This is a genomic window from Castellaniella sp. GW247-6E4 (assembly GCF_040276065.1).
Taxonomy (GTDB): Bacteria; Pseudomonadota; Gammaproteobacteria; order Burkholderiales; family Burkholderiaceae_B; genus Castellaniella.
On record NZ_JBELOI010000001.1, the window covers coordinates 24824 to 39271 of the forward strand.

General features: G+C 67.5%; 13 protein-coding genes, 1 pseudogene and 1 riboswitch. Of the genes and pseudogenes, 7 read left to right on the top strand and 7 right to left on the bottom strand.

The window, feature by feature from the left end:
- Nucleotides 1-6: 6 nt before the first annotated feature.
- Nucleotides 7-108: riboswitch (glycine riboswitch) on the top strand.
- Between the two features lie 45 nt (nucleotides 109-153).
- The 3 genes from gcvT to gcvP are packed head-to-tail and all read left to right on the top strand — an operon-like array spanning nucleotide 154 to nucleotide 4599.
- Nucleotides 154-1242, top strand: a complete 1089-nt coding sequence (gene gcvT, locus ABS761_RS00105; RefSeq protein ID WP_350405861.1) for a glycine cleavage system aminomethyltransferase GcvT — start codon at nucleotides 154-156, stop codon at nucleotides 1240-1242.
- 59 nt (nucleotides 1243-1301) lie between these two features.
- Nucleotides 1302-1673: a glycine cleavage system protein GcvH gene (gene gcvH, locus ABS761_RS00110; RefSeq protein WP_350405862.1), complete on the top strand. Its 372-nt coding sequence runs from the start codon at nucleotides 1302-1304 to the stop codon at nucleotides 1671-1673.
- A 34-nt stretch (nucleotides 1674-1707) separates the two neighbouring features.
- Nucleotides 1708-4599, top strand: a complete 2892-nt coding sequence (gcvP, locus tag ABS761_RS00115; protein ID WP_350405863.1) for an aminomethyl-transferring glycine dehydrogenase — start codon at nucleotides 1708-1710, stop codon at nucleotides 4597-4599.
- A 78-nt stretch (nucleotides 4600-4677) separates the two neighbouring features.
- Here gcvP and aptA read toward each other — a convergent pair whose 3' ends face one another.
- The gene (gene aptA, locus ABS761_RS00120) at nucleotides 4678-6006 is read right to left on the bottom strand and encodes an omega-aminotransferase AptA (protein WP_502881347.1); all 1329 of its coding nucleotides are present in this window, start codon (nucleotides 6004-6006) and stop codon (nucleotides 4678-4680) included.
- A 180-nt stretch (nucleotides 6007-6186) separates the two neighbouring features.
- On the opposite strand from aptA, the gene ABS761_RS00125 reads away from it, so the two are divergent.
- The gene (locus tag ABS761_RS00125) at nucleotides 6187-7635 is read left to right on the top strand and encodes an aminotransferase-like domain-containing protein (protein WP_350405864.1); all 1449 of its coding nucleotides are present in this window, start codon (nucleotides 6187-6189) and stop codon (nucleotides 7633-7635) included.
- Here the strand turns inward: ABS761_RS00125 and ABS761_RS00130 are convergent.
- Together ABS761_RS00130 and ABS761_RS00135 are read right to left on the bottom strand one after the other, a co-directional pair.
- Nucleotides 7620-8108 (bottom strand): dihydrofolate reductase, encoded by a 489-nt coding sequence (locus ABS761_RS00130; RefSeq protein ID WP_350405865.1) that lies wholly within the window; start codon nucleotides 8106-8108, stop codon nucleotides 7620-7622. The genes ABS761_RS00125 and ABS761_RS00130 overlap by 16 nt on opposite strands.
- Nucleotides 8109-8194: 86 nt before the next feature.
- Nucleotides 8195-8920: a winged helix-turn-helix transcriptional regulator gene (locus ABS761_RS00135; RefSeq protein ID WP_350405866.1), complete on the bottom strand. Its 726-nt coding sequence runs from the start codon at nucleotides 8918-8920 to the stop codon at nucleotides 8195-8197.
- A 146-nt stretch (nucleotides 8921-9066) separates the two neighbouring features.
- Between ABS761_RS00135 and ABS761_RS00140 the strand changes: the two are divergent.
- Together ABS761_RS00140 and ABS761_RS00145 are read left to right on the top strand one after the other, a co-directional pair.
- Nucleotides 9067-9453, top strand: a pseudogene (locus ABS761_RS00140) (YybH family protein); the annotation flags it as partial.
- Between the two features lie 36 nt (nucleotides 9454-9489).
- Nucleotides 9490-9981, top strand: a complete 492-nt coding sequence (locus ABS761_RS00145; RefSeq protein WP_350406591.1) for a VOC family protein — start codon at nucleotides 9490-9492, stop codon at nucleotides 9979-9981.
- On the opposite strand, the gene folK is transcribed toward ABS761_RS00145, so the two are convergent.
- From folK to hda, 4 genes are read right to left on the bottom strand one after another with little or no spacing between them, the layout of a single operon-like run.
- Complete coding sequence (folK, locus tag ABS761_RS00150) at nucleotides 9978-10496, bottom strand: 2-amino-4-hydroxy-6-hydroxymethyldihydropteridine diphosphokinase (protein ID WP_350405867.1); 519 nt, start codon at nucleotides 10494-10496, stop codon at nucleotides 9978-9980. The two genes, ABS761_RS00145 and folK, sit on opposite strands and share 4 nt — an antisense overlap.
- A 20-nt stretch (nucleotides 10497-10516) precedes the next feature.
- A complete protein-coding gene (pcnB, locus tag ABS761_RS00155; protein WP_350405868.1) occupies nucleotides 10517-11884 on the bottom strand; it encodes a polynucleotide adenylyltransferase PcnB in 1368 nt (455 codons plus the stop codon).
- Between the two features lie 12 nt (nucleotides 11885-11896).
- Complete coding sequence (locus tag ABS761_RS00160; protein ID WP_350405869.1) at nucleotides 11897-12604, bottom strand: HAD family hydrolase; 708 nt, start codon at nucleotides 12602-12604, stop codon at nucleotides 11897-11899.
- Nucleotides 12601-13302: a DnaA regulatory inactivator Hda gene (hda, locus tag ABS761_RS00165; RefSeq protein ID WP_350405870.1), complete on the bottom strand. Its 702-nt coding sequence runs from the start codon at nucleotides 13300-13302 to the stop codon at nucleotides 12601-12603. The genes ABS761_RS00160 and hda overlap by 4 nt, the downstream gene beginning before the upstream one ends.
- A 79-nt stretch (nucleotides 13303-13381) precedes the next feature.
- Here hda and purM point away from each other — a divergent pair, with 79 nt between their 5' ends.
- Nucleotides 13382-14431, top strand: coding sequence for a phosphoribosylformylglycinamidine cyclo-ligase (gene purM / locus ABS761_RS00170; RefSeq protein WP_350405871.1), 1050 nt, complete (start codon nucleotides 13382-13384; stop codon nucleotides 14429-14431).
- Nucleotides 14432-14448 lie beyond the last annotated feature (17 nt).

Consider the following 14448-nt stretch of genomic DNA (forward strand, 5'->3'; position numbering starts at 1 on the left):
CGTGCATCGCAGCATTCTGGAGAGACTCGCGCCGTTCGAGACGCGAGCGCCGAAGGTGAACCCCCATTGAGCGGGGCAACTCTCAGGCAAAAGGACAGAAGGGCGCTGCCGGCATCAATGCCGCCCTGTCCTGTTTTCTTTTCCGGAGCCTCCATGCCTTCGCACACCCCTTTGCACGCAGTCCACGTCGCCCTGGGCGCCAAAATGGTCGATTTCGGCGGCTGGGACATGCCCTTGTCCTATGGATCCCAACTCGAGGAGCACCATGCCGTGCGGCAGGCCGCCGGGATGTTCGATGTCTCGCACATGCTCAACATTGACGTGAGCGGCGCGGGTGCCCTGGACTATCTGCGCCGCTTGCTGGCCAATGACGTGGCACGCATCGTCGGCCAGCCGGGCAGGGCTCTGTATACCTGCATGCTGCGTCCCGACGGCGGAGTCATCGACGATCTGCTGGTGTATTTTTTCGCCACCGACAGCTGGCGGCTGGTGGTCAATGCCGGAACGGCGGAAGGCGACCTCGCCTGGATGCGCGAGCAGGCGGCGGCCTGGGAGGCCGAGGTGGTGCTGGCGCCACGCCGCGACCTGGCGATGATCGCCATCCAGGGGCCGCAGGCCCGCGAGATCGTGTGGCGCGTGCGCCCAGAATGGCGGGCCGCGACCGAGGAACTCAAGCCCTTCACCGGCACGCGCATCGATGAGGGTACCCTGGTGGCGCGCACCGGCTATACCGGCGAGGATGGCTTTGAGGTGGTCCTGCCTGCCTCCGGTATTGAGGCCTTCTGGAATGCGCTGTCGGCCGCCGGCGTGCACCCTTGCGGTCTGGGCGCGCGCGATACGCTGCGCCTGGAGGCGGGCATGAACCTGTATGGTCAGGACATGGACGAGACTGTCCATCCCCTGGAATCCGGCTTGGCCTGGACGGTGTCGTTCAAGGATGCTGGCCGCGATTTCGTGGGCCGCGCGGCGCTCGAGGCAGCGGACAAGACGCGCGACCTGGTCGGCCTGAAACTGCTCGAGCGCGGCATCATGCGTGGCCACATGAAGGTCCGCACGGCTGCTGGCGATGGTGAAATCACCAGTGGCAGCATGTCGCCCACCATGGGAGTATCCATAGGCTTGGCCCGGGTGCCGGCCGGCGTCCAGCCCGGCGAGCGCGTCGAGGTCGAGATCCGCGGCAAGCACCTGCCCGCCGAGGTCGTCCGGCCTCCCTTCGTGCGCAACGGCCAAGTCCTGGTCTGAGTTGCGCCAGCCCGTTTCATCCCTAACCAGCATCACCAATACTAACCACGGGGTACATCATGTCCATTCCTTCCGATCGTAAATACACCTCCTCGCACGAATGGGTCAAGGCCGAGGGCGACGTCTTCCTAGTCGGCATCACCGACGATGCACAGGACCAGCTCGGCGACCTGGTGTTCGTCGGCGACGTGCAGGTGGGCGCCACGCTTGCCGCAGGCGACACCGCGGCCGTGATCGAGTCGGTCAAGGCCGCCTCCGACATCTATGCGCCGGTGGCCGGCGAGATCGTCGCCTTCAACGAGGCCCTGACCGATCAGCCCAGCTTGATCAACGAGGCGGCCTACGACCAGTGGATCTTCAAGATCCGGCCCGACAACGCGGCCGACGTCGATGGCCTGCTGGATGCCGCCGCCTACCAGGCACAAGTCTGATCCGTCTTTTCGAACCGCAGCCCAGAGGTCCATTATGTCGCGCGACACCGACACGCACTCCGAATTCATCGCCCGCCACATCGGGCCTTCCGACGACGACCAGCGCCTGATGTTGCAGGCCATCGGCGCCTCCAACCTGGAAGCGCTCGTGCGCGAGGTGGTGCCGGACAGCATTCTGTCCGAGGCGCCGTATCTCGATCTCCCGGGCCCGCGCAGCGAGGTCGAGGCCTTGGCCGAGCTCAAGGCCGTCGCGGAGCGCAACCAGGTGTTGCGCAGCTACATCGGCCAGGGCTACTACGGCACCTACGTGCCGCATGTGATCCTGCGCAACATCCTCGAGAATCCCGCCTGGTACACGGCGTACACGCCGTATCAGCCCGAGATCTCGCAGGGCCGGCTCGAGGCGCTGTTGATCTTCCAGACCATGGTGGCGGATCTCACCGGCCTGGACATCGCCAACGCGTCGCTGCTCGACGAGGGCACGGCGGCGGCCGAGGCCATGGCTCTGGCGCGGCGGGTGTCGCGCGCCAAGTCCCAGGATTTCTTCGTTTCATGCCACGTGCATCCCCAGACGCTCGAAGTCGTGCGCACGCGCGCCGAGGGCCTGGGGATCGAGCTCATCGTGGGCGACGAGACCGAGGGGCTGCCCGAATGCTTCGGCGTGCTGCTGCAGTATCCGCATAGCCTGGGCGGTGTCGCCGACTATCGCTCGGTGGCAGAGCAGGCTCATGGCATGGGGGCCATCGTAGCGGTGGCCACCGACCTGCTGGCCCTTGCGCTGCTGTCGCCTCCGGGCGAGTGGGGCGCGGACATCGCGGTGGGTTCGGCCCAGCGCTTTGGTGTGCCCATGGGCTACGGTGGTCCGCATGCCGGGTTCATGGCCTGCAAGGACGCCTACAAGCGCAATCTGCCGGGCCGCCTGGTCGGGGTGTCGCAGGATGCGGCCGGCCAGCCAGCGCTGCGCCTGGCCTTGCAGACGCGCGAACAGCACATCCGCCGTGAAAAGGCCACGTCGAATATCTGTACCGCGCAGGTGCTGCTGGCCATCATGGCCGCCATGTACGCGGTCTGGCATGGCCCCGCGGGCATCGCCCGCATCGCGCGCCGCGTGGCCGCACACACGGCGCAGCTCGAGACCGCTCTGCGCGCCATGGGCGTGACGGTGCTCAACGCGGGCTATTTCGATACCCTGCACCTGCAAACCGGTGCCCGCACCCAGGCGGTGCTGGACTCGGCGGTGGCCGGCGGCATCAATCTGCGGGCCGTCGATGACATCAGCGTGGCGATCTCTCTAGACGAAACGGTGGTGGCCGAGGATCTCGAGATCCTGATCGGCGTGCTGGCCACCGGCCTGGGCGTAGCCCGCGCCGCGCCCGATTTCGAGGCGGTCGGCGATGGCATCCCGTCGACCTGCCGCCGCACGGGCCCCATCCTGCCGCATCCGGCCTTTTCGCGCATCCACTCCGAGACCGACATGCTGCGCTATCTGCGCGAACTCTCGGACAAGGACCTCGCCCTGGACCGCACCATGATTCCGCTGGGCTCGTGCACGATGAAGCTCAACGCCACGGCCGAGATGATTCCCGTCACCTGGCCGGAATTCGGAAACATGCATCCCTTTGCGCCGGCGGGGCAGGCCCAGGGCTATCAAGAGCTGATCGACCGCCTGTCGGCAGCCCTGTGCGAGATCACCGGCTACGATGCCGTGAGTTTGCAGCCGAACTCCGGCGCCCAAGGCGAGTACGCTGGCCTGCTGGCGATCCGCGGCTACCATCGGGCCAATGGCGAGTTCCAGCGCAACATCTGTCTGATCCCCGCCTCGGCCCACGGCACGAATCCGGCCTCGGCTCAATTGGCCGGCATGGATGTGGTGGTCGTGGCCTCGGACGACAACGGCAATATCGACATGGCCGACCTGCGCGCCCGCATCGCGCAGGTTGGCGACCGCCTGGCGGCGCTGATGATCACCTACCCGTCCACCCATGGGGTGTTCGAGACCACGGTGACCGAGATCTGCGCCTTGATCCACGACGCCGGCGGCCAGGTCTACCTGGACGGGGCCAATATGAACGCGATGGTGGGGGTGGCGCGCCCCGGGCGCTTTGGCTCGGATGTCTCGCACCTGAACCTGCACAAGACCTTTTGCATACCCCACGGCGGCGGTGGCCCGGGCGTGGGCCCGGTCGCGGCCCGGGCACACTTGGCGCCCTATCTGCCGGGGATCGTCGGCACCGATGGCCGACTGCCCGCCGGGCAGTCGGGCCCCGTCTCGGCCGCGCCTTTCGGATCGGCCAGCATCCTGCCCATCTCGTACATGTACATCGCGATGATGGGCGCCGAGGGCCTGCGCCACGCCACTCAGGTAGCCATCCTGAACGCCAACTACCTGGCCAGCCGCCTGGCGCCGCACTATCCCATTCTGTACGCGGGCGCCAATGGCCGGGTGGCCCACGAGTGCATTCTGGACATCCGCCCGATCAAGGACGCCAGCGGGGTGGGCGCCGAGGACATCGCCAAGCGCTTGATGGACTATGGTTTCCATGCGCCGACCATGAGCTTCCCGGTGGCGGGGACCTTGATGGTCGAGCCGACCGAATCCGAGGGCTTGGCCGAGCTCGATCGCTTCATCGAGGCGATGATCGCCATCCGGCGAGAGATCGCCGCCGTCGAAAGCGGCGAACATGGCGCCGAGGACAACCTGTTGTGCAACGCGCCCCATACCGCGCAAGCCCTGCTGACGGCCGAGTGGACCCATCCCTACACCCGTGAGCAGGCCGCCTATCCGGTGCCGGGCCTTGCCCAGCGCAAGTACTGGCCCCCGGTTTCGCGTGTGGACAATGCCTGGGGCGATCGCAATCTGAGCTGCGCCTGCCCGCCGATGTCCGAGTATGCCGACGAGGCACAGGCTCAGACCGAGCCCGCCTGAAAAGAAAGCCGGTCCGCGCGTGGCGCGGACCGGCTTTCGGCAGCGGCCGCCCCCGCGTGAGGGGGGCTGCGGTGGCGCTTAGTCCACGGTCTTCAGGACCTCGCTGATCGTGCCGAAGATCTGCGCGATTTGTGCTTCGTCGATGATGAGCGGGGGTGAGATCGCGATGATGTCGCCGGTGTAACGCACCAGGACACCGCGGTCGAAACATTTCGAGAAGACCTCGGCCGCGCGCGCGCCGGGCGCGCCTTCGCGCGGCGTGAGCTCGATGCCGGCGACCAGTCCCAGGTTGCGGACGTCGATGACGTGGCGGGTGCCCTTGAGTGCGTGCGCCGCGTCCTCGAAGGGCTTGGACATTGCGTGCGCGCGCTCGAACAGCCCTTCGTCGCGATAGATGCCCAGGGTCGCGATGACGGCCGCGGTGGCCATGGGGTGCGCCGAGTAGGTGTAGCCATGGAAGAACTCGATGCCGCTCGCGCTGGCTTCGAGAATGGCGTCGTAAATCCCGCGGCGCACCGCGACCGCGCCGGCGGGCACGGCGGCGTTGCTGATGCCCTTGGCCATGGTGATGAGATCGGGGGTGACACCGAAGAAGTCGCTGGCGGTGGCGGCGCCCAGGCGTCCGAAGCCGGTGATGACCTCGTCGAAGATCAGCAATATGCCGTGTTTTTCGGTGATGGCGCGCAATTTCTCCAGATAGCCCTTGGGGGGCAGCAGCACGCCGGTGGAGCCGGCCAGCGGTTCGACGATGACGGCGGCAATGGTCGAGGCGTCGTGCAGCGCGATGATGCTCTCGAGGGCATCGGCGAAATGCTCGCCCCATGCTGGTTGGCCGCGCGACCAGGCATTGTGGGCCAGGTCGTGCGTGTGGGGCAGGTGGTCCACGCCCGGCAGCAGCACGCCCGAGAAGGTCTTGCGGTTGGGCGAGATCCCGCCGACCGAGATGCCGCCAAAGCCCACGCCGTGGTAGCCGCGCTCGCGGCCGATCAGGCGTGTGCGCTGGCCTTCGCCGCGCGCCCGGTGGTAGGCCAGGGCGATCTTGAGGGCGGTGTCCACCGACTCGGAACCCGAATTGGTAAAGAAAATACGATCCATGCCCTTGGGCATCAGCGCCGCGACCTCAGTAGCGGCCCGGAAGGAATCCTCGTGGCCGATCTGGAAGCTGGGCGCGTAGTCCAGGTCGGTCGCCTGGCGGGTCAGGGCCTCGATGATGGGCCGGCGGGCGTGGCCGGCGTTCACGCACCACAGGCCGGCGGTGCCGTCGAGGACCTGGTGGCCGTCGGCGGCCGTGTAGTGCATGTCCTTGGCGCCAGTCAGCATCCGGGGATGCGCCTTGAACTGGCGGTTGGCGGTGAAAGGCATCCACAGATTGGACAAATCCGTGGCGGTCAGGGTGTCGGTGCTCATGGGGGCCTCGCGATCGAAGGATACAGAGACGAAAAATGGTCGTCCCATTCTGTGCTGCCCCTTGGGGGAAATACATATACAGTGGTAGGATGGCTGGATAACTGTATTGATTCTAATAATGTAACTGTATTGTTTATAGAGGGTGCCGGAAATGACCAATGCAGGGCCGGAGAGGGCGGAATGATCCTGTTCGAGCCCGATCGCGATCGTAAACGCGCGCCTTCGCTGGTCGATCAGGCGGCCGGCGCGCTCGAGCGGGCGATCCGTGAACGCCGCCTGCGCCCGGGCATGGTGTTGCCTTCGGTGCGGCAATTTGCCCGGGATCATGGGGTGAGCACGTTCACCGTGATGGCCGCCTACAACCGACTGGTGGCGCAGGGCCTGCTGCAGTCGCGCCCGGGCGCTGACTTTCGCGTCGCGCGCCGGCGGCGCGCGGTGGGCGCGCCGCCGGCGACCTGGGTGCCCCCCCGGATCGGTCCAACCTGGCTGCTGTCGGATGTGTTCGCCGACCACTCCATCTCAATCAAGGCGGGCTGCGGCTGGCTGCCGCCCGACTGGCACAACGAGGCGGGCTTGCAGCATGCGCTGCGCCAGCTCGGCCGCGTTCCCGTGAGCCAGATGGCCTCATATGGTCATCCCCTGGGTTACCACCCCTTGCGCGAGCACATCGCCCATCGGCTGGGTGAGCACGGGCTCGAGGCCGGGGCGGGCCAGATCCTGCTGACGCACGGCGCGACCCAGGCTCTCGACATCGTCGTGCGCACGCTGCTGCGCCCGGGCGATCATGTGGCGGTCGAGCAGCCCTGCTATGCCAACCTTTTGCAGATCCTGGCGCTGAGCGGGGTCGTGGTGCACGGCGTGCCGCGCACCCCGGAGGGAGTGTGTGAGCAGACCCTCGAGCGCCTGGTGCGCGAGCATCCGGTCCGGGCCGTGTTCGTGACCACGGTGCTGCAGAATCCGACCGGGGCGACGTTCACGATGGCGGGCGCGTTCCGCTTGCTGCAGATGGCCGAGCGTCACGCCTTTGTGGTGGTCGAGGACGACGTGTCGCGCGACCTGCTGCTCGAGCCCGCGCCCCTGTTGGCGGCGCTCGCCGGCACGGGCCGCGTCGTGTATGTCTCGGGCTTTGCCAAGAGCGTCATGCCATCGATGCGGGTGGGCTACCTGCTGTGCTCGGAGGAATTGCTGGGCCAGTGCGCGCGCACCAAGATGTCCCTGGGGCTGACCTCGGCCGAGATGATGGAGCGTGCGGTCTATCACGTGCTGCGCGACGGTCGTCACGGCACCTATATGCGCGGCGTGCGCGAGCGCCTGCGTCAGGCCCACGACCAGGTCTGCGAGGCCATGGTCCAGAGTGATTTCGAGATCTACGCCGAGCCCGGGGCAGGCCTGTTCCTGTGGGCCCGGTCGCGCCACCCGCCGTCCGGCACCGAGGGCGCTGTCGGGCTGGCGGCCCGCGCGCTCGAGGCCGGCATCTGGCTGGCGCCAGGGGCCTATTTCGATCCGGAGGGCCGCGACGAGGGCTGGTTTCGCTTCAATGTGGCCTATTCCGGGCATCCGCGCTTGTGGCGGTTTTTCAGGGATGCCGCGCGCGCGCCTCGGCGCGCGGGGCCTCAGGCCCTGCGGTAGGTGACGAAATCGTAGGTCAGCCCGTTCTCGGCGGGCTGTGCCAGGCGCTCGACTTCGCGCCATTGCGCCTTGGGCAGTTCGGGAAACCAGGTGTCGCCCTCGATTGCCGCATGGATTTCCGTCGCCACGAGCTCATCGGCCAGGGGCAGGGCCAGGCGAAAGACCTGTTCGCCGCCGACGATGCAGACCACCGGCGCATCCGCGCAAGCGGCCAGGGCGGCCTCGAGTGAGGGCATCGCCTCGGCGCCTGGTGCCGTGAACCCGGCTTCGCGGCTGAGCACCAGGTTCCTGCGTCCTGGCAGCGGTCGGCCGAGCGAGGCCCAGGTCTTGCGGCCCATGATGATGGGACACCCCAGGGTGCTGCGTTTGAAATGTGCCAGATCGGAGGGCAAGTGCCAGGGCATGGCGTTGTCGCGCCCGATCACGCGATTGTCCGTGTAGGCGACGACCAGCCGGATGAGGCGTGGTGGCATGCGAGGTCCTCGAGAGCGAACGATGGACGCCAGTGTAAACCACCATCGCGCCTGTATTCCCGCCCGGCGTGGCGCGTGACGTGCGCTCAGTGAGCTTGGGCGGCGGTCGGTTCCGCCGGTGCGGCGGCGTCGGCGGGCCCTGGCTCGCCGGCGCCCACGGGGCGCGGCACCGAGAAGCATCCCAGGAAATTTTCAACTGCGCGCCGTTCGCCGGCGAGGGCGGCCCGGCCCTCGCCCAGCGCTGCGTCCAGGCTTGCGGCGCCATAGGCGAGATGCAGCAGCGTGGTCGGATCGGTGCGCAGGCTCGCCGACGTTTGCGCCACGGGCTGTGCGCGGCGGACATCGAGGGTTCCCGCGTGGACGCGGGCGGTGAACGGCTGCCCGTCCAGGACAAGCGTCACGCAGGCATCCCGGCCGGCGGCCGCCTTGGGGTCGAACAGGGCGCGAAACGACAGGACCATGGAATCGGTGTTGAGGGGGCTGCCGCGCGTGAAGGCGGGCGAGCGGACCCCCCAGTGCAGCAACTGCAGGAGGATGGGTTCGAGTTCGCGACCCCATGCGGTCAGTTCGTAGGCCATGACGGCCGCGGGCGGCGGCTGGCGGCGCCGCGTCACGACCAGCGCGGCCTCGAGTTCCGTGAGGCGTTGGGAGAGCACGTTGGCGCTGATGCCCTTGAGGCCCGCCCGCAAGTCCGTGAATCGCTTGGGGCCGAGCAGGAGTTCGCGCACGATCAGCAGAGCCCAGCGTTCGCCGATGAGGTCCAGCGCGTGCGCGGCCGCGCAACCGTCCCCGTAGCTTCGTTTCGTACCCATGTGTTACAGCATACCATAAAATCCTAATAAATGATTTTTTAGTTGTTTTTTAGGATTAAATAACGGTACAGTCCGACTCTGGAGCGGATGATCCCGCGTCCTGTGTCCGTGCCCGCCGGGCATGACGAACCAAAGGAGACACACAAATGCAGACGACTATTCGAGATGATACGGGCCAAGCGGCCCTGCGCGCGGTCCTGGACGAGTGGATCCAGGCCTCGCAGCGGCGCGACCTGGATGCCCTGATGGCCTGCTACGCGCCCGATGTGGTGGCCTATGACGCCATCCAGGCCTTGCGCTTTGTGGGGCGCGAGGCCTATCGCGAGCATTGGCGCGCCTGTCTCGATATGTGCCCGGAGGCGGGGATAGGTTTTCGCATGCAAGATCTGGTGCTCAATGCCGGCGGCGATATCGGCTATGCGCACGGGTTGGTGGGATGCACCGGTGGCCTCGACGGGCGCGAGTTCTGGAGTCGCATGAGCACCGGGTTTCGGCGGGAGGGCAAGCACTGGCGGATCGCTCATGAGCATTTTTCCTTCCCCTTCGATATTCAGACGGGCAAGGCAATCATGCATCTGCGGCCCGATGGCGCTTCGCGGCTCACCCCCGTTCCGCCCGACATGAACACACTGACGCCCCATCTGGTGTGCGCGGACGCTGCGGGGGCGATCGAGTTCTATAAGCAGGCCTTCGGGGCCCGCGAGATGGTGCGTCTGGACGACTCTCAAGGGCGCCTGCTCCACGCCTGCCTGCGGATCGGGGATTCAGCGGTGATGCTGATGGAGGAATCGTCCGAGTGCCAGGCGAGCAGTCCCGTCACACTCAAGGGCACGCCGGTCACGCTCCATCTCTATGTGGAGGACGCGGACGCGGCGTTCGATCGCGCGGTAAAGGCGGGCGCCATCGCGCTGATGCCGCCTGCCGAGATGTTCTGGGGTGATCGTTACGGCGCGGTGGTCGATCCCTATGGGCACAGGTGGGCGATCGCCACGCATGTGCGCGATGTCGCGCCCGAGGCCATCCGGGAAGCGGCGGCGACATTCGGCCAGCAGGCGGCCTAGGGGGCGGGTTGGTCGAGTGGCCGTATCGCCTGGTCGCCGCAGGCGGCCAGCAGATCCTCGAGATGGCCCTGCGCGAGGATCAGGCCCGGGGCCAGGTCGGCGAGCGGTCTCAGCACGAACGCGCGCTCGTGCATTCTGGGGTGCGGCACCGTCAGATTGGCTGTGTCCACCCGCCGGCGACCGTACAGCAGCAGATCCAGGTCCAGGGTGCGGGGGGCATTCCGGTAGGGGCGTTCGCGCCCGTGCACTTGCTCGATGGCCTGCAGGACGGCCAGCACGGCCTGCGGGTCGAGCGTGGTGCGTGCGTGCGCCACGGCATTGACGTAGTCGGGCCCCGACGAGTCGATGGGCGCGCTGCAGTACAGGGGCGAGAGGCGCAGGTCCAGGATCCCCGGCGTTTGCGCAAGCCGGGCCGCCGCCCGGCGCACCGCGTCGGCGGCATCGCCCAGGTTCGCGCCCAGGCCGATATAGAGATCGACAGGGGGCGCGCGCGTGGAGTCGGTCGGCTCGGCCATGGGCGATTATTGCGGGGGCGTCAATCCTGGGGTTCGGATTGGCCGGCGCCCTCGCCCGTGCGGGGTCGGCGTTTGCGCCGGCGCCGGCTGGCGGGTGCGCTGCGCGCCCCCGAGTGGCCGGCCTGCCAGGCGTCGATCATCTGGCTGCGGCGCTCGTCGCCGCTGTCGGCCAGGTCCATCCACCATTGGGCCAGCACGCTGTCGACCTCGCGGGCTTCGGCGCGCAATTGCAGGAAGTCCACCGCGGCGCGGAACCGCGGCTGCTCGATGAGCCGCCAGATCGAGCGCACGGTCGCGCGCTCGAAGCGGGCCTGGATGAGCCAGATTTCCCGCATGTCGGATTGGTAGCGCCTCTGGATGGCGAGCTTGTGGGTCTGCTCGTCGATCACCGAGTCGGCGGCCTGGATCAGCGCCTCGTTGCGCTGCATGCCTTCGGCCGCCATGGCCTGCCAGCGCTTGGACACCAGGCGCCACAAGAGCGCGGCGAACAAGAAACTGGGGCTGACGGTCTTGCCCGCGCGCACGCGCGCGTCGGTGCGCGAAAGCGCGATCTCGACAAAGTCCTCGCCGCCTTGCTCCTCGAAGATCCGATCGATCAGGGGCATCAGACTCTGAGTGAGGCCGGAGCGGCGCAATTGCCGCAGGCAATCCATGGCGTGGCCACAGGTCAGGAGTTTGAGCGTCTCGTCGAACAGGCGCGAGGAGGGTACGTGCTCGATCAGGCCGGCCAGGCGCGCAATGGGCTGCTCGGTCGGCGGATCGATGCGCGCGCCCAGTTTCGCGGCGAAGCGCATCGCGCGCAGCATGCGCACCGGATCCTCGCGGTAGCGGGTCTCGGGATCGCCGATCATGCGGATCACCCGGTTCTTGAGGTCGGCCACGCCCTGGTGGAAGTCGATGACTTCCTCCTTGAGTGGGTCGTAGTACAGCGCGTTGATGGTGAAGTCGCGCCGTGCGGCGTCTTCTTCGTGGGTGCCGAACTCGTTGTCACGCAGGATGCGGCCGTGCTCGTCGGTTTCCTGGTTGCCCGAGGAGGGCGCGCGAAAAGTCGAGGTCTCGATCACCTCCTGGCCGAACACCACGTGCACGAGCTGGAAGCGGCGGCCGATGATGCGCGCGCGCCGGAACAGCGGACGGATCTGGTTGGGCGTGGCGTTGGTGGCCACGTCGAAGTCCTTGGGCGCGAGCCCGACGATCAGGTCGCGGACCGCGCCACCGACGATGTAGGCGTCGAAGCCATGCTGGTTGAGGACCTCGCAGACCTTGATGGCGTGCCGTGAAACCAGGCGCCGGTCGATCCCGTGCTTGTCGCGCGCCAGGCGTTCGGGTCCGCCGGGTGGCGCCGCGAGCAGGCGCGATACGAATTTCTTGATGGTCTGCTTGAGCATATGGGCGGTATTTTATGACTTTGTATCCCGCATGTCCTCGAACAGGTCGAGCACGCACCAGCCACGGGTATCGGCCAGCGCCCGCAGGGCGGGACTGGGGTTGGTCGCCACCGGATGGCTGACTGCCTCGAGCAGCGGCAGATCATTCATCGAGTCGCTGTAGAACCAGGATTCGCCGAATCCCTCGAGCTCGAATCCTTGCGCCTGGAGCCATGCGCGCACCCTCAGCACCTTGCCTGCCTGGAAGCTGGGCGTACCCGCGATGCGGCCGGTATAGCCGCCGCGCGCATCGCGTTCGGGCACGGTGGCGATCAGGTGGGGGATGCCCAGGGCATGGGCGATGGGAGCGGTGACGAACTCGTTGGTGGCGGTGACGATCGCGCACAGCGCCCCGGCGTCGCGATGGCGGGCCACCAAGTCTTGCGCCACGGGCAGGATGCCGGGGTGCACGACCTCGGCCATATACGATTCGTGCCAACGGGCCAGCTCGTCGGGCGGCGCCAGCTTCAGCAAACCCAGCATGAAATCCGCGGCCTCCTGGGCGCTGAGGGTGCCTTCGTTATAGCGGTGCATCAGGTCGTCGTTGCGCCTGCGGGCCGCGTCGGGGTCGCCGGCGCGGCCGGTGCGGGCCAGGAAATCCGCCCACTGGTAGTCGCTGTCGAAGGGCAGCAGGGTGTGGTCCAGATCGAACAGGGCCAGGGTTTGGGGCGTCGTGGTCATGGCGTCCTCGGGAGTTGCTGCGCGTCGGCCAAAAGGTCCTTGAGCAGGGGAAGGGTGATGGGACGATGGCGGGCCAGCGAGTAGCGGTCCAGCGCGTCGACGAGCGCGGCCAGCCGTCCCATGTCGCGGTCGTAGTGTGTCAGTATCCAGCCCAGGACCTCGTCGCTCAGCCGCAGGCCGCGCGCCTGGGCGCGCTCGCGCAGGGCCGCCGCGCGATCCTGGTCCGAGAGCTGTTCGAGGCGGTAGACCAGATCCCAGCCCAGGCGCGTGCGCAAATCCTCGCGCAAGGCCATGGCCATGGGTGCCCGGTCGCCCGCCAGCAGCAGGGCAAAGGCCTCGGGCGTGCCCGCCGCCGTTCGCCAGCGATTGTACAAGGCAAAGAGCGCGGCCTGCGCCTCGGCGGCGAGTTCGCCCACATCGTCGATCGCGACGAGGAGCAGCCGGCGATCCTCGTCGGTCGCCAAGGCCCGCAATTCGCCCGCATGGGCCGGCGCTGCGAAATATGGCGCCTCGTGGGCCAGGGCGCTCGCGCGCAGCAGGTGGCTGCGGCCCGAGCCCGCGCCGCCCCAGAGGTACAGGGCGCGTCCGGGTGCGAGCTCGCGCACGGCCCGCAGGCTCGCCCGATTGGCCCCGATCACGAAACCGTCCAGGGTGGGTGGCGACGCCGGCAGGATATCCAGTAGCAGTTGCTGCGTCATGCCAGGGGGAAGTTCATCGTAAAATCGAGGTTTCTGATTGTCCAAACATGCAATTCTTGCACATCTGGCGGCTTTTCTCATGACTCATCAATCCTCTGCTCCCATGACCTACCGCGATGCCGGGGTCGATATCGATGCCGGCGACGCGCTGGTTGATCGCATCAAGCCGCTGGCCGCCCGGACGATGCGTCCCGGCGTCATGGCGGGTATCGGCGGCTTTGGCGCCCTGTTCGAGCTGCCCACGCATTTGCGCCAGCCCGTGCTGGTGTCAGGCACCGACGGCGTGGGGACCAAGCTGCGCCTGGCCTTCGATTGGCAGCGGCACGACACGGTCGGCATCGACCTGGTCGCGATGAGCGTCAACGACATTCTCGTGCAGGGTGCCGAGCCGCTGTATTTCCTGGATTATTTCGCCTGCGGCAAGCTCTCTGTAGACACGGCGGCGCGGGTCGTGGGGGGCATCGCACGCGGCTGCGAGCTGGCGGGTTGCGCGCTGATCGGCGGCGAGACCGCCGAGATGCCTGGCATGTACCCCGAAGGGGAATACGATCTCGCCGGCTTTGCCGTCGGTGCGGTCGAGAAATCCGAGATCATTGACGGCGCCGCCATCCAGGTCGGCGACACCGTGCTCGGCCTGGCCTCCAGCGGCGCGCATTCCAACGGTTATTCACTGTTGCGCAAGATCCTCCACCATGCCGGCGCGCGCCCCGACCAGGACCTGGGTGGCCGTCCGCTGGGCGACGTCGTGATGGAACCCACCCGCATCTACGTCAAACCGGTGCTGGCCGCGCTGGCCGCGCACGGCCGCGCCATCAAGGGCCTGGCCCACATCACCGGTGGTGGCCTGTTGGAAAACGTGCCCCGCATCCTGCGCGCGGGCCTCGCGGCCGAGCTGCATCGCGAGGCCTGGACCATGCCCGAGCTCTTTGCCTGGCTGCAGCGCGCGGGTGCCGTCGAGGATCAGGAAATGGCACGCGTATTCAATTGCGGCATCGGCATGGTGCTGGTGGCCGATCCCGGGCAGGCCGACGCCATTGCCGCCACCCTGCGTGCCCAGGGCGAAATCGTCTATGCCCTGGGCACCATCGTCGAACACGCCCCCGGCGCGGCCCGCACGGTGGTGATCTGAGCCCTCTTGCCCGTTCC

What these genes read in the sequence shown, in the direction of transcription:
- folK (WP_350405867.1), bottom strand. Translation starts at nt 10,496, where the DNA reads ATGGCCGAGCCGACCGACTCCACGCGCGCGCCCCCTGTCGATCTCTAT.
- gcvP (WP_350405863.1), top strand. Translation starts at nt 1,708, where the DNA reads ATGTCGCGCGACACCGACACGCACTCCGAATTCATCGCCCGCCACATC.
- ABS761_RS00125 (WP_350405864.1), top strand. Translation starts at nt 6,187, where the DNA reads ATGATCCTGTTCGAGCCCGATCGCGATCGTAAACGCGCGCCTTCGCTG.
- gcvT (WP_350405861.1), top strand. Translation starts at nt 154, where the DNA reads ATGCCTTCGCACACCCCTTTGCACGCAGTCCACGTCGCCCTGGGCGCC.
- pcnB (WP_350405868.1), bottom strand. Translation starts at nt 11,884, where the DNA reads ATGCTCAAGCAGACCATCAAGAAATTCGTATCGCGCCTGCTCGCGGCG.
- gcvH (WP_350405862.1), top strand. Translation starts at nt 1,302, where the DNA reads ATGTCCATTCCTTCCGATCGTAAATACACCTCCTCGCACGAATGGGTC.
- ABS761_RS00160 (WP_350405869.1), bottom strand. Translation starts at nt 12,604, where the DNA reads ATGACCACGACGCCCCAAACCCTGGCCCTGTTCGATCTGGACCACACC.
- ABS761_RS00135 (WP_350405866.1), bottom strand. Translation starts at nt 8,920, where the DNA reads ATGGGTACGAAACGAAGCTACGGGGACGGTTGCGCGGCCGCGCACGCG.
- aptA (WP_502881347.1), bottom strand. Translation starts at nt 6,006, where the DNA reads ATGAGCACCGACACCCTGACCGCCACGGATTTGTCCAATCTGTGGATG.
- purM (WP_350405871.1), top strand. Translation starts at nt 13,382, where the DNA reads ATGACTCATCAATCCTCTGCTCCCATGACCTACCGCGATGCCGGGGTC.
- ABS761_RS00145 (WP_350406591.1), top strand. Translation starts at nt 9,490, where the DNA reads ATGCATCTGCGGCCCGATGGCGCTTCGCGGCTCACCCCCGTTCCGCCC.
- hda (WP_350405870.1), bottom strand. Translation starts at nt 13,302, where the DNA reads ATGACGCAGCAACTGCTACTGGATATCCTGCCGGCGTCGCCACCCACC.
- ABS761_RS00130 (WP_350405865.1), bottom strand. Translation starts at nt 8,108, where the DNA reads ATGCCACCACGCCTCATCCGGCTGGTCGTCGCCTACACGGACAATCGC.